Consider the following 13,093-nt stretch of genomic DNA (forward strand, 5'->3'; position numbering starts at 1 on the left):
GCAAATGTCTTATTTTCGATCAGGGTTATCCAGACGTTCATAGAGCTTTGCACGCGAAATCCCCAGCATGCGCGAGGCTGCCAGCTTGTTGCCACCGGTAGCCTCCATGGCGGCTGCAATGGCCCGGCGCTCAAGCTCAGCCACCTGCTCCGCCAGTGGCCGCAAGGGATCAGAAGCAGACGCAGCCCCATCCATCACAGCCAGCGCAGGTGCGATGCGCTCAATACCGGACTCCTTCAACACCTCTTCCACCTGCGCACGGCCAATGCTGGCCGAATCGCTGCGCATGGCCGACTGTTCAAGCACGTTGCGCAGCTCGCGGATATTGCCGCGCCAGGTTTGCGCGGACAGCAGCGCCAGCGCATCGGCAGACAGCTCGGGCTGGCGGTCGCCGCTGCGCAGGGCCATTTCTTCGCCCAGCACCTCAAGCAGGGCAGGAATGTCGGAGCGGCGCTCACGCAGCGGCGGCACGCGCACAGGCAGGACATTGAGGCGGTAAAAAAGGTCCTCGCGAAACCGTCCTTCACGCACCAGCACCGCGAGGTCGCGCGAAGTGGCAGCGATGACACGCGCATCAAACGGAACCAGCCTGTTCGAGCCCAGCGGCTCTATCTCGCCTTCCTGCAGCGCGCGCAGCAGCTTGGCCTGCAGCGCCTGCGGCATGTCGCCTATCTCGTCAAGAAACAGCGTGCCGCCATCGGCCAGGCTGAACTTGCCCTCACGCCCCTTGCGGTCTGCGCCCGTGTAGGCACCGGGAGCGACGCCAAAAAATTCAGCCTCCAGCAGGGTGTCGGGCACAGCCGCAATGTTGACGCTGATGAAGGGCCCACGTGCGCGTGCCGAGGCCGCATGAATCGCATGCGCCAGCAGTTCCTTGCCGGTGCCGGTTTCACCCAGCAGCAGCACCGGGCTGGAGGTTTGTGCCGCACGGCGTGCCTGCCGCTTGACCTCGACGGCGGCAGGACTGGTGCCTATAAAACTTGCAAAAGTGTGCTTGGACTGGCGCTGCCCGCCGGTGTGCCGCAGGCGCTGGCTGGCCAGTTCGCGGCGCGCATCGTCCAGGTCGCGGTGCAGCAACGCAAACTTGCTGATGAGCGGCTGCAAGGTGGTTTCGGGGTGGTCGAACAGTACGATGCCGATGGCGCCTATCACATGGCCGCCGCTTTCATCACGCAGCGGGATGCGGCTGACGACAAAGGTGCCGGCGCGGTTGGTCAGCAAATCAATCAGGAAGGCTTCGCCGGTTTCCAGTACCCGCCGCATCTGTGTGTTGGGGATGACCTCTTCCACCATGTGGCCGACAAACTCGTCGACCGATGAAAAGCCCAGGGCTGGCAAAAACCGTTTGTAGCCCTCATTGAGCCAGACGATGCGACCGGTGATGTCGACCAGGAACATGCCCTGGCTGATGCTGGAGAACAAATGAAACATGGACCGCGCTGCCAGCTCCAGAATGCTCTGGGCGTCGCGCGGGAGTGAATCAGTTTTTTCCATGGACGGATGTTACCGCCCACATTGACCGGCATGAACGCAGCAGGCATCAGCTATGCTTTTGATAGCTGACAGCGCTTAATTTACGCCGGCCATGGCCCTTACTTAATGAAATTCCAGGGTTTCAGGCCGTTTTGGAGCGCTGCGACCACATCTTTGCCGCGCGCGGCAACACCAGCACCGCAACCACAATCACCACCAGCGTGATCGACATGGGGCGCTGGAAGAACACCGCCGCACTGCCCTCGCCTATCGACATCGCATTGCGCAGTTGCGCTTCTGCAAGTGGGCCGAGGATCATGCCGACCACCACAGGCGCGGTCGGGAAATCAAAGCGCCGCATCGCCACACCGAGCAGGCCGATGGCATACAGCAGGAACAGGTCGAACGCGCTCTGGCGCATGCCGTACGCCCCCACCGTGGCAAAAATCAGGATGCCCGCATAGAGCTGCGGTTTGGGGATTTTCAGCAGCTTGACCCACAAACCGACCATGGGCAGGTTGAGCACCAGCAGCATCACGTTGCCGATGTAAAGCGAAGCAATCAGCGCCCAGACCAGCGTGGCCGAGGTCGTGAACAATTGCGGGCCGGGCTGTATGCCGTAGTTCTGGAATGCACCGAGCAGGATGGCGGTGGTGTTGGAGGTTGGAATGCCCAGCGTGAGCAAGGGAATCAAGGCCGCAGTCACAGTCGCGTTGTTGGCGGCTTCCGGGCCGGCCACACCCTCAATCGCACCGGTGGTGCCGAACTCGGCCCTGGCGTCCTTGTCCTTGGCGAGCTTTTTCTCCATCGCATAACTAAGGAAAGTCGGTATCTCGGTGCCGCCCGCGGGAATACAGCCAAACGGCGTGCCTATGGCCGTGCCGCGCAACCAGGCAGGGATGGAACGTTTCCAGTCGCGGGCGCTCATGTGCACACGGCTGAGCTTGTTCTGCTCTTCCACCGATCGGCCTTCATACAGCACGGCGTACAGCACTTCTGCCACGGCGAACAGGCCGACGGCGACCAGCACGATTTCAATGCCGTCCAGCAACTCGGGAACACCTGCGGTGTAACGGCCCTGGCCTGAGATCTGGTCAAGGCCGACGCAGCCTGCAGCCAGACCAACAAAAAGCGCAGTCATGCCGCGCAAGGTGCTTTTGCCAAGCACCGCGCTGACGGTGGTAAAGGCCAGCAGCATCAACAGGAAATACTCTGGCGGGCCGAGCTTGACGGCAAAGTCCGCAACAAACGGTGCGAACAGGGTGACGATGACCGTCGCAATCGTGCCCGCCACAAACGAGCCTATGGCGGCTGTCGCCAGTGCGGCGCCCGCTCGCCCGCTCTTGGCCATCTTGTTGCCCTCCATGGCCGTGACCATGCTGGCCGTCTCCCCCGGGGTGTTCAACAGGATGGAGGTGGTCGAGCCGCCATACATCGCGCCGTAATAAATGCCGGAGAAAAAAATCATCGAGGCCGTGACGTCAACCTTGGACGTGATGGGCAAGAGCATGGCCACCGCCACCGCGGGGCCGATGCCGGGCAGCACGCCCACGGCCGTGCCCAGGGCGCAGCCGACCAGGCACCAGATCAGGTTGGCCGGGGTAATCGCCGTGGCGAAACCCGACATTAATGCGTTAAAGATTTCCATTTAAGCCTCCTGACGGGCCGCCCCGAAGGGGGCTTGCGCCCCCTCGGGGGGCAGCGAATACACAAAGTGAAGAGCGTGGGGGCACATTTCTAGATCCATCCCGTTGCGGTGATGCCGGGCAAGTTGATCGCCAGGAATTTGGTGAAGGTCCAGAACACCGGCCCGGCAATCAGCAGACCGGTGATGAAGTCGATGAGCCAGGTGCGCGGAGCGCCCGAGGGCTGGCCGCTGGCGCGCCGCAGGCCTTGCACGGCGAGCAGGTAGCACAGGGCGCAGCTGAGGATAAAACCTATGGTGGTGATCAGGGCCGCATTGAGCAACAGCCCTGCCGAGACCCAGACAAAACCCGGCCAATAGGCGCGCGCCGCGCCCGAAGGGGTTTCCAGTTCACGAAAGCCGCCGGTGCGCGCTTCGCGAATGATCAATATGCCGCAAAGCGTGAGCACAATCGACACCAGCCAGGGCAGGAAGTTGGGGCCGACGCCGCCGTAGCCGGCCTCGGAAGAAATGCTGATGGCGCCAAAAGCCAGCGCCAGGCCGGTCAGCAGCACGCCTATGCCGACAAGGGTTTGCGGCCAGACCGATGCCGGGGCCGCCTGGGATTCTGGATGTGTCATGGGATGCTCCCGAAAACTGCGAATGGATATAAAAGCGGCGCGCTGGCCTTTCGACTGGCAGCGCGCCGGGGTACTGGGATGCCGTGCGTCAGACCATGCCGGACTTGACCATGGTGGCACGCAGGCTGGCGAAGTCGTCGTCCACAAACTTCGCAAAGGCGTCGCCGGTCAGCACCGCTGGTGTCCAGTCGTTTTTCTTCACCGCTTCGGCCCAGGCAGGTGTTTTGAGCGCGGCCAGCACCATCTCTGTCAGGGCCTTGCGTTGCTCGGCACTGATGCCGGGTGCGCCGTACACACCGCGCCAGTTGCCGATTTCAACGTCAATGCCCTGCTCTTTCAGCGTGGGCACATTCACACCGTCCAGGCGCTTGCCGGACGTGACGGCGATCGCCTTCATTTTGCCGGCCTTGATGTATTCGGCAAACTCGCTGTAGCCGCTGCCGCCGACGGTGACGTTGCCGCCCAGGATGGCGGCCGTGGCCTCACCGCCGCCGCGGAAAGCCACGTAGTTGATCTTGGAAGGATCAGCGCCAACCTTCTGCGCAATCATCGCTGCGGCAATGTGTTCGGTAGAGCCGCGCGAACCGCCTCCCCACTTCACGCTGCCGGGGTCCTTCTTGAGCTGGTCCACCACATCCTTCATGGTCTTGAAGGGTGAATTGGCCGGCAACACAAACACGTTGTATTCGCTGGACATGCGGGCTATCGGCGTGGCCTGCGACAGGCTGACCGGCGGCTTGCCGGTGATCAGACCGCCCAGCATCACGGCCCCCATCACCATCAGCGCGTTCGGGTCGCCCTTGGAGCCGTTGACGAACTGGGCCAGGCCCAGCGCGCCGGCGGCGCCGCCCTTGTTGTCATAAGTCACGGTGTCGGCCACCTTCGCCTCCGTCAGTGCCTTGCCGAGTGCACGGCCCGTGGTGTCCCAGCCGCCGCCCGGATTGGCCGGAATCATCATCTTGACATTGGCAGCCGCATGGGCGGAGAAAGGAAAGGCCCCGGCAGCGGCCAGCGCGGCCATGGATTTGAGGAAAGTATCACGACGCATTGCATGTCTCCTTGGTGTTCGGAAAGGCGGTAAACGGACTGAAAACGGCTGACAGCTTTCAATCATGCGCCTCCTGGCTGTCAAACTGCTGTCCGGAAACACTGGGGAAAGTGCTAATGTCCGGGGCTGGCATAACACGCATCCTCACCCCTTTCCGTCCACGCCCCATCCCGAACAGACCCATGAAACTGCTGCTGATTGAAGACGACGCATCCATGCAGGTTGCCCTGCAGCGCGCACTCAACCGTCGCGGCATCGAAGTTTCTGGCTGCACCGACGGCGCCCTGGCGCTGGCCGAGTGGGCGGCGACACAGCCCGATGTTGTGGTGCTGGACCTGAGCCTGCCGGGCATGGATGGGCTGCAGGTGCTGGAGCTGGCGCGCAAGCAGGGACTGGCCACGCCGGTGCTGATCCTGACGGCGCGCGGCACCGTCGGCGACCGCATCATGGGCCTGAACCTTGGGGCGGACGACTACCTGCCCAAACCCTTTGACCTCGATGAGCTTGAAGCCCGTTTGCGCGCCCTGGGCCGCAGGCGTTCCGACCCGGGCCGGGCACCCGTGGCCGAATCCGGCGCCGGCAGCCAGATAGTGGGCGCACTGCGCTATGAAAAGGAGAGCGGCGCCATCTACCACGAGGGCCAGGTGCTGGAGCTCACACCACGTGAGCTGGCCCTGCTGCAGGCCCTGATGGTCAAGCCGGGCCATGCCGTCTCGAAGGAAAAGCTGTTTGAGCTGGTCTTTCCCGGCGAGATGGACGTGCAATACGAAGCTGTTGAAGTGGTGGTCTACCGCCTGCGCAAAAAGCTCGCGCGCACCGGCGTCACGCTGATGACCCTGCGCGGCCTGGGGTACCTGTTGAAAGTGGAGCCATGAGGCAATGAAAGCAATCTCCCTGCGCCAGTACCTGCTTCTGGGCATTCTCGTTCCTGTTTGCCTGCTGGTCATCGTCAACACCTTCAGCCTCTACAGCCAGGCGCTCAGTGCCGTCAACACGGCCTACGACCGCACACTGCTGGCCTCGGCCAAGTCGATTGGTGAGCAACTGGATGTGACCGGTTACGACGAAAAATCCGAGCTGCGCGTCACGGTGCCGTATGCCGCGCTGGAAGCCTTCGAAGCCGACAACCAGAGCCGCCTTTTTTACCGCGTCTCCACCTTGAACGGCGAAACGATTTCAGGCTTTGCCCAACTGCCCTTCTGGCGCGGGCACATCCCGGCCAAGCCGCCCTATGCGGCGCTGGTGGATTTTTACGACGACGTATTCATGGAAGACGACGTGCGTGTGGCCGTGCTGCTGCAGCCTGTCGCCAGCGCACAGGGCCGCGGCATGGCCGTCATACAGGTGGCGGAAACACTGGAGTTGCGCCAGACGCTGGCGCGAAAAATCCTGTTCGACACGGTTTGGCACCAGGCCCTGCTGATAGCCGTGATTGCGCTGGTCGTGGTCGTGGTGGTGCAGCGCGCAACCCGGCCGGTGCGCGACCTCAGTGCCCAGTTGCAGGCCCGGCCCGAAGGCGACCTGACACCGATTGCCGCTGCCGGTGCACCGCGTGAACTGCTTCCCCTGGTGGATGCCACCAATGCTGTCATGGGGCGCCTGCAGCAACTACTGGACCACCAGAAACGTTTTGTACGCGACACCGCGCACCAGCTGCGCACACCGCTGGCTGTGCTCAAGGTGCAGGTTCAGTCGGCATTGCACGGCGACATCAACGCGCTGGATGCCCTGGGTGAAATCAACCAGACGGTAGACCGCGCCACCACACTCGCCAACCAGATGCTGTCGCTTGCCAAGGTCGAGCAGTTGCGCCAGCAAGCCGACCTGCAGGTCATGGACCTGGCGCAGGTGGTGCGTTCAGTTGCACTGGACCTCTCGGCACTGATTGCCGGGAAAAACATTGACTTCGATATAGAGACCGTGCCCGCACTGATCCGGTCGCACGAATGGATGCTGGGCGAACTCGCCCGCAACCTGCTGCACAACGCCATCAAGCACACACCCGAAGGCGGTACGCTGGCAGTGCGCATCGTCAGTGACTCAACCCACGCAGCCCTGACCATCAGCGACAGCGGCCCCGGCATCTCAGCCGAGCTGGCCACTCGCCTGTACCAGCCTTTTTCTGCCGGCAATGTGCGGCACGGCTCCGGCCTGGGGCTGGCCATCTGCCGTGAGATCACCCATGCATTGGGCGGCAGCATCTCGCTGGACAACCGGGTGATACACGGCAAGGTTGTCGGGCTGGATGCCATTGCCCGCCTGCCACTGGCAAGTTAAGGACCCCACCGGGGCCCACACTTGCCATCTTCGTGTGCTACGCTGATCCCCGAGGGGGCTGTCGTCCGGCTCGGGACGGCCCTTCGCTACGCGGTATTCTCAAGCCGTTGGCTCCAAACAGGTATTAATGGAAAAATTACGCATAGACAAATGGCTGTGGGCCGCGCGTTTTTACAAGACCCGCTCACTCGCCGTGGAAGAGATCGACAAGGGGCGCGTGCGCATCAATGAGCTCGAGGCCAAACCGGCCCGCGAGGTCAAGGTCGGCGACACCGTGAGCCTGCGGCAAGGCCCGGTCATCCGCACGCTGGTGGTGCGCGGCATCAGCAGCCAGCGCGGCGCCGCGCCGGTGGCGCAGCAGTTGTATGAGGAAACTGCGGAAAGCCTGGCGCTACGGGCGCAGGCCGCCGAGCAGCGCCGCCTGAACCAGGAGCCGGCCGGCAGCCTGGAGCATGGCCGTCCCACCAAACGTGACCGGCGCGACATCGACAAGGTCAAGGCCTGGGGCAGCCGCTGGAGCGCTTCGGCAGATTAGCCCGCTATATTTTTAGTAGCTTGCTGCGCTCGTCCTGATTGGAATCCAGCCACTTTCAGTGCATAAAATGCGTTGCACCCAGCGCTCCAGGCCTCACATCGCCGGTTTGTCGCTCAGCGCTTTCAGGTTGTCCTTGAGCTGCTGGCTCATGGGCAGGTTCAGGCTCACGCCCTTGGGAGGAATCGGCGACTCAAACCATTTGGTGTACAGCCGCGAGAACTCGCCGGACTTCATCATGCGGGAAATGGTGCCATCGACCAGCTTCTTGAACTCGGGGTCGTCCTTGCGCAACATGCAGCCGTAGGGCTCCACCTGCAAGGAGTCGCCCACTACGTCCAGCGAAGCCGGATTCTTGGAGTTGGCCATCAGCCCGAACAGCAGGATGTCGTCCATTGCAAATGCAACGGCGCGATCATTTTCAACCAGCAGCAGCGAGTCGTCATGGTCCTTGCCCAGGATGAGCTGCATGTCCAGGTTTTTATCGGCGCTGTATTTGCGGATGACCTGCGCATTGGTGGTGCCGGTGGTGCTGGCCACCGTCTTTTTGGCCAGGTCAGCGTAATTCTTGATGCCCGAGCTTTTCTTGACCAGCAAACGCGTGCCGGTAAAGAAATGGCTGATGGCAAAAGCGACGTCCTTGCCACGGGCCGTATTGTTGGTGGTGGAGCCGCATTCGAGGTCGTAAGTGCCGTTGACCAGCAGCGGGATGCGGTTCTGCGAAGTCACGGGCATGTAGGCTACTTCAAGGTTGGGCTTTTTGACCTTCTTGCGCACATCGTCAATGATGGCTTCTGTCAGCTCCACAGAAAAACCAACCGCCTTGGTCGAACCGATCAGGTAGCTGAAAGGCACGGACGACTCGCGATAAGAGACGGTGATCTTGTTGCTGTCGGCAACTTTTTTCAGGGTCTGCGCACTGGCGCCCGACGTGGCAGCCAACAGGCCTGCAGTCAGCAGCACGGCGGTCATGAGTGTCGAAAACTTCATATGAATCCTCTCCGGAAATGGATGGGCAGCAAGTTGCACAATGAACAGCGAATGAAGGTCCGCATCACCAGCGCAGGAACACCCCGGGATTGCGTGGGATTCATTTTCGCGACAAACCCATGGCGAAAACTCATGGATTACCCACAGTGCGCCCAGGTCCATCGCAAGTGCAAAAAACATGCGGAAACAAAAAAGCCGCCCGAAGGCGGCTTTTTGTATTGGCGGAAACGGAGGGATTCGAACCCTCGATGAGGCTCTACACCCCATACTCCCTTAGCAGGGGAGCACCTTCGGCCACTCGGTCACGTTTCCAATAATCTGATTATCTCACGACTTAAAGCCTGTTTTCAGCCTGCGGGCTGGTCCAGGTCAAAAGCCTTGTGCAATGCACGCACGGCGAGCTCCATATATTTCTCGTCAATCACCACAGAGGTCTTGATTTCGCTGGTGGAAATCATCTGGATGTTGATGCCCTCTTCGCTCAGCACGCGGAACATCTTGCTGGCAATACCCACATGGCTGCGCATGCCGATGCCGACGATGCTGACCTTGCAGATCTTGGCATCGCCGGTGATTTCGTCGGCGCCGAGCTTGGGCAGCACTTGCGCCTTGAGCAGCTCGACCGCCTTGGCGTAGTCGTTGCGGTGAACGGTGAAGCTGAAGTCGGTTTTGCCTTCCTTGCCGATGTTCTGGATGATCACATCGACTTCGATGTTGGCATCCGCAACGGCGCCCAGGATCTGGTACGCAATGCCCGGGGTGTCCGGCACGCCGAGTACGGAAATTTTGGCTTCATCGCGGTTGAATGCGATGCCCGATACGATGGCTTGTTCCATGTTTTCGTCTTCCTCAAAACTGATCAAAGTGCCTGATTTGGCTTCTACGTTGATGTCAATGTCCCAATCGGTGAAGCTGGACAGCACGCGCAGCGGCACCTTGTATTTGCCGGCAAATTCGACGGAACGGATCTGCAGCACCTTGGAGCCCAGCGATGCCATCTCCAGCATCTCCTCAAAACTCACGGTCAGCAGGCGGCGCGCCTCCGGCACCACACGCGGGTCGGTGGTGTAAACGCCGTCCACATCGGTGTAGATCAGGCATTCGTGTGCCTTGAGCGCCGCCGCAATGGCCACGGCCGAAGTATCGGAGCCGCCACGGCCCAGCGTGGTGACGTTGCCGCCTTCGTCCACGCCCTGGAAGCCGGTGATGATGACAACCTTGCCGGCATCCAGGTCGGCACGCACTTTTGCGTCGTCAATCGACTCGATGCGGGCCTTGGTGTGGGAGCTGTCGGTTTTGATGGCGACCTGCCAGCCGGCGTAACTCACCGAGGGCATGCCTTCGGCCTGCAGCGCAATGGCCAGCAGCGCGCTGGAGGCCTGCTCGCCGGTGGCGGCCAGTGCATCGAGTTCACGGCTGTAGGCATCGCCGGGTTTGGCCGGCGAGAGCTCTTTGGCCAGGCCCAGCAGGCGGTTGGTTTCGCCACTCATGGCGCTCGGAACAACGACCATCTGGTGGCCGGCCCGCGCCCACTTGGCGACGCGCCTGGCCACATTGCGGATGCGCTCGGTCGAGCCCATCGATGTACCACCGTATTTATGAACGATCAATGCCATTGCAGGATGTCAATCAGGAGTTGGTTGCAAACAATGCTTGCCGGTCTTTGGTGCCTGTCTTCTTCTGTAAAGTAGCCATGGCACCCCGGCAAAGCCCACGATTATACCTAGGAGAACTACCTAGATTGCAGGGCCGCTGAAGCCCAGAGCGGCACCGGCCCGCGTCACGTGGCCCAGCGCCACCTTGAGGTGGATCTGGTGGCCGCGCGTCGTGCACGCCGCGACCTGGTCGAGCAGCTGATCCAGCTGCGCCGTGCTGGGCGTGGCCTGGTGGGCTTCAAGCAGCCAGTGCCGCAGCACATTGGCCTGCCGCGCCCTGGACAGGGCCTGAAGGGCCTTGATCACCGGCGGCGCCCCGATGCGGGCCAGGTCCTCGCGTGCCACTTCCTGCAACACTGTCTGCGCCTGAGCCGCATGCTGGGCACTGCGCGCAAAGGTCTCGCGAAACTGCGGAAAAGCATCCTGCAAAGCCGGCAACAGGCGTGCGCGAATCCGGTTGCGGGTGTAACGCTCATCGGTGTTGGTCGGGTCATCGACAAAGGGAACCTGCTCTTGCAGCAGCCAGTTGCGCAGGCTGGCGGCGGGCGTTGTCAGCAGCGGGCGGTAAAACATGACGCCGCCGCGTTCGAACTGCGCCGCCATGGCCGACAAACCGGGCAAGCCTGCGCCCCGGCTCAGGGCCAGCAGCAGGGTCTCCACCTGGTCATCGGCGTGCTGGCCCAGAAGCACACAAGCCAAACCGAGTTGTGCCGCCGCACCAGCCAGCGCGGTATAACGCGCACGCCGCGCCGCATCCTCGGGGCTTTCGCCCGCAGCGTGGGATGCATCGACATGCACCACATGCAGCGGCACATGGAGGCCGGCGCAAGTGGTTTCGCATACGCGCACAAAATCATCTGCCGCCGTCTGCAGACCGTGATGGATATGGATGGCGCTGACCTGGCCCGGCCAGCGCTGCGCCGCTGCCAGCAGCAAGGCAGTGGAGTCGGCGCCGCCGCTGTAGGCAACACCGAGTGGAGAAAACGCAGGGGTTCGATCCAGCGCTGCCAGCGCCGGGTTGGGACGGTTCAGGCCGGCGGACGCGGCCGAAACACCCGGCAGCTTATTTGGCGTCAGCTTTGGTGTCGGTAAAGCGGCCATAACTTTGCAGGCGCTCGTAGCGACGGTCCAGCAGTTCCTTGACCTTCAGGTCGCTGACCTGGCGGAAGGCGTCGTTCAGGGCACGCTTCAGGAACGCAGACATCTGCTTGTGGTCGCGGTGTGCACCGCCCACCGGCTCATTGACGATCTTGTCGATCACACCCAGCGCCTTGAGGCGGTGCGCTGTGATGCCCAGGGCGTCGGCGGCCAGCTCTGCCTTCTCGGATGTTTTCCATAGGATGGAAGCGCAGCCTTCGGGGCTGATGACCGAATAGATGGCGTATTGCAGCATCACGACCTGATCGCCGACCGAGATCGCCAGCGCGCCGCCGGAGCCGCCCTCGCCGATGATGGTGGTGATGATGGGCACTTCAAGCTGCGCCATCTCAAAAATATTGCGGCCAATGGCTTCGGACTGGCCGCGTTCTTCGGCGTCTATGCCGGGGTAAGCGCCCGGCGTGTCGACAAAAGTGAACACCGGCAGCTTGAACTTCTCGGCGGTTTTCATGAGGCGCAGTGCCTTGCGGTAACCCTCGGGCTTGCTCATGCCGAAGTTGCGCAGGCCGCGCTCTTTCGTGTCGCGGCCCTTCTGGTGGCCCAGCACCATGCAGGCCGTGCCGTTGAAACGGGCCAGGCCGCCGACGATGCTCAGGTCATCGGCATAGTGCCGGTCACCGTGCAGTTCGACAAAATCGGTGAAGATGTCGCGCACGTAATCCAGCGTGTAGGGACGCTCGGGATGGCGGGCGATCTTGGTGATCTGCCACGAGGTCAGGTCACTGTAAATATCCTTGGTGAGCTGCTGGCTCTTTTTTGCGAGCTGGTCGATTTCTTCCGAAATATCAACCGCAGACTCGGTCTGCACATAACGCAGTTCTTCTATTTTTCCTTCAAGCTCCGCAATCGGCTGCTCGAAATCGAGGAAGGTTTTTTTGGCCATGTCGTACTCCTCAGGGATTCAAATCAATTCGGCCCGGTGCCCAGGACCGTTGAGGTCGGAAGTGGGTCCAGCGATCGCCAAATATACCAAGTTGCAACGCTGCAATACGGCGACCAGGCGGCGGCCACCTCGCGCGCGTCACTTCGGCTGACGGATTCACCAGAAAAATAATTCTGGCTGATACCGGTGATCAGGCCGACGTCATCCAGCGGCAGCACGTTGGGCCGCCGCAGGTAAAAAATCAAAAACATCTCGGCGGTCCAGCGGCCTATGCCGCGAATCGCCACCAGCTCGGCAATGATGGCTTCATCGTCCATCGCCGCCCAGTCCTTGACGTGGACGGTTCCCGTGTCGAAGTGAATCGACAGATCCACCAGGTACTCGACCTTGCGCGCGCTCAGGCCCGCAGCGCGCATGTCGTCAACCTTCAGCTTCAGCACATTGGCTGGCGCAATCAAGGCCCCGGCGTTGGTCGCTTCGTGTGCAACGCCTGCCGCCGAGGCGGCTTTCCGGCTGGCAGCCCTGGGTTTTTCGGCCAGCGCCACAAAGCGGTGCCAAACGGTTTGCGCCGCCTTGACGGATATCTGCTGCCCGACAATGCTGCGCGCCAGGGTACTGAAGGCGTCGCCGCGCGACTGCAGGCAGGCATCGCCAAACTGCGGGATCAGCCGTTTCATCACCCGGTCTTTTTTGACCAGGTGCTTGCAAGCCTCGGTCCAGTACTCTGGACTGCTTTCCACGACAAGTCCGTTGGACCCGGCTACCGCTTTTTCAACGTTTTCGGCCGGCGCTTTCACTATCTTTTTCATAGC

12 protein-coding genes and 1 tRNA gene are annotated in these 13,093 nt (G+C 61.8%); 3 read left to right on the forward strand and 10 right to left on the reverse strand.

From position 1 onward, the window contains the following. Nucleotides 1-9: 9 nt before the first annotated feature. From ACFQND_RS22315 to ACFQND_RS22330, 4 genes are all read right to left on the reverse strand, one after another. Nucleotides 10-1,494, reverse strand: coding sequence for a sigma-54 interaction domain-containing protein (locus ACFQND_RS22315; RefSeq protein WP_371439737.1), 1,485 nt, complete (start codon nt 1,492-1,494; stop codon nt 10-12). 121 nt (nt 1,495-1,615) lie between these two features. Further along, the gene (locus ACFQND_RS22320; protein WP_371439738.1) at nt 1,616-3,121 is read right to left on the reverse strand and encodes a tripartite tricarboxylate transporter permease; all 1,506 of its coding nucleotides are present in this window, start codon (nt 3,119-3,121) and stop codon (nt 1,616-1,618) included. 89 nt (nt 3,122-3,210) lie between these two features. After that, complete coding sequence (locus ACFQND_RS22325; RefSeq protein ID WP_371439739.1) at nt 3,211-3,738, reverse strand: tripartite tricarboxylate transporter TctB family protein; 528 nt, start codon at nt 3,736-3,738, stop codon at nt 3,211-3,213. 88 nt (nt 3,739-3,826) lie between these two features. Then, nucleotides 3,827-4,786, reverse strand: a complete 960-nt coding sequence (locus ACFQND_RS22330; RefSeq protein ID WP_371439740.1) for a Bug family tripartite tricarboxylate transporter substrate binding protein — start codon at nt 4,784-4,786, stop codon at nt 3,827-3,829. A gap of 182 nt (nt 4,787-4,968) precedes the next feature. Between ACFQND_RS22330 and ACFQND_RS22335 the strand changes: the two genes are divergently transcribed. From ACFQND_RS22335 to ACFQND_RS22345, 3 genes are all read left to right on the forward strand, one after another. Next, complete coding sequence (locus tag ACFQND_RS22335; protein ID WP_371439741.1) at nt 4,969-5,661, forward strand: response regulator transcription factor; 693 nt, start codon at nt 4,969-4,971, stop codon at nt 5,659-5,661. 4 nt (nt 5,662-5,665) lie between these two features. Beyond that, nucleotides 5,666-7,063 carry a sensor histidine kinase gene (locus ACFQND_RS22340; RefSeq protein ID WP_371439742.1) on the forward strand — a complete coding sequence of 466 codons (1,398 nt, stop codon included), beginning with the start codon at nt 5,666-5,668 and terminating at the stop codon, nt 7,061-7,063. A 127-nt stretch (nt 7,064-7,190) separates the two neighbouring features. Next, a complete protein-coding gene (locus tag ACFQND_RS22345) occupies nt 7,191-7,598 on the forward strand; it encodes an RNA-binding S4 domain-containing protein (protein WP_371439743.1) in 408 nt (135 codons plus the stop codon). A gap of 93 nt (nt 7,599-7,691) precedes the next feature. Here ACFQND_RS22345 and ACFQND_RS22350 read toward each other — a convergent pair whose 3' ends face one another. The 6 genes from ACFQND_RS22350 to ACFQND_RS22375 form a co-directional block, all read right to left on the reverse strand. Continuing rightward, nucleotides 7,692-8,585, reverse strand: a complete 894-nt coding sequence (locus tag ACFQND_RS22350; RefSeq protein WP_371439744.1) for a transporter substrate-binding domain-containing protein — start codon at nt 8,583-8,585, stop codon at nt 7,692-7,694. Nucleotides 8,586-8,804: 219 nt separating this feature from the next. Beyond that, nucleotides 8,805-8,897, reverse strand: a tRNA-Ser gene (locus tag ACFQND_RS22355). Nucleotides 8,898-8,932: 35 nt separating this feature from the next. After that, on the reverse strand, nt 8,933-10,201 hold the full coding sequence (locus ACFQND_RS22360) for an aspartate kinase (protein ID WP_371439745.1): 1,269 nt from the start codon (nt 10,199-10,201) through the stop codon (nt 8,933-8,935). Nucleotides 10,202-10,321: 120 nt separating this feature from the next. Next, complete coding sequence (tilS, locus tag ACFQND_RS22365; RefSeq protein WP_371439746.1) at nt 10,322-11,341, reverse strand: tRNA lysidine(34) synthetase TilS; 1,020 nt, start codon at nt 11,339-11,341, stop codon at nt 10,322-10,324. Beyond that, complete coding sequence (locus ACFQND_RS22370; RefSeq protein ID WP_371439747.1) at nt 11,304-12,281, reverse strand: acetyl-CoA carboxylase carboxyltransferase subunit alpha; 978 nt, start codon at nt 12,279-12,281, stop codon at nt 11,304-11,306. Before ACFQND_RS22370 ends, tilS begins: the two co-directional genes overlap by 38 nt. 23 nt (nt 12,282-12,304) lie before the next feature. Further along, the gene (locus ACFQND_RS22375; RefSeq protein WP_371439748.1) at nt 12,305-13,090 is read right to left on the reverse strand and encodes a DNA-3-methyladenine glycosylase family protein; all 786 of its coding nucleotides are present in this window, start codon (nt 13,088-13,090) and stop codon (nt 12,305-12,307) included. Between the last annotated feature and the right edge of the window lie 3 nt (nt 13,091-13,093).

Source organism: Polaromonas aquatica, from assembly GCF_042659145.1.
Classification (GTDB): Bacteria; Pseudomonadota; Gammaproteobacteria; order Burkholderiales; family Burkholderiaceae_C; genus Polaromonas; species Polaromonas aquatica.

Coding starts and splice junctions, on each gene's coding strand:
- ACFQND_RS22320 (WP_371439738.1), bottom strand. CDS start 3,121: ATGGAAATCTTTAACGCATTAATGTCGGGTTTCGCCACGGCGATTACC.
- ACFQND_RS22360 (WP_371439745.1), bottom strand. CDS start 10,201: ATGGCATTGATCGTTCATAAATACGGTGGTACATCGATGGGCTCGACC.
- ACFQND_RS22345 (WP_371439743.1), top strand. CDS start 7,191: ATGGAAAAATTACGCATAGACAAATGGCTGTGGGCCGCGCGTTTTTAC.
- ACFQND_RS22325 (WP_371439739.1), bottom strand. CDS start 3,738: ATGACACATCCAGAATCCCAGGCGGCCCCGGCATCGGTCTGGCCGCAA.
- ACFQND_RS22330 (WP_371439740.1), bottom strand. CDS start 4,786: ATGCGTCGTGATACTTTCCTCAAATCCATGGCCGCGCTGGCCGCTGCC.
- ACFQND_RS22370 (WP_371439747.1), bottom strand. CDS start 12,281: ATGGCCAAAAAAACCTTCCTCGATTTCGAGCAGCCGATTGCGGAGCTT.
- ACFQND_RS22335 (WP_371439741.1), top strand. CDS start 4,969: ATGAAACTGCTGCTGATTGAAGACGACGCATCCATGCAGGTTGCCCTG.
- ACFQND_RS22375 (WP_371439748.1), bottom strand. CDS start 13,090: ATGAAAAAGATAGTGAAAGCGCCGGCCGAAAACGTTGAAAAAGCGGTA.
- tilS (WP_371439746.1), bottom strand. CDS start 11,341: ATGGCCGCTTTACCGACACCAAAGCTGACGCCAAATAAGCTGCCGGGT.
- ACFQND_RS22340 (WP_371439742.1), top strand. CDS start 5,666: ATGAAAGCAATCTCCCTGCGCCAGTACCTGCTTCTGGGCATTCTCGTT.
- ACFQND_RS22350 (WP_371439744.1), bottom strand. CDS start 8,585: ATGAAGTTTTCGACACTCATGACCGCCGTGCTGCTGACTGCAGGCCTG.
- ACFQND_RS22315 (WP_371439737.1), bottom strand. CDS start 1,494: ATGGAAAAAACTGATTCACTCCCGCGCGACGCCCAGAGCATTCTGGAG.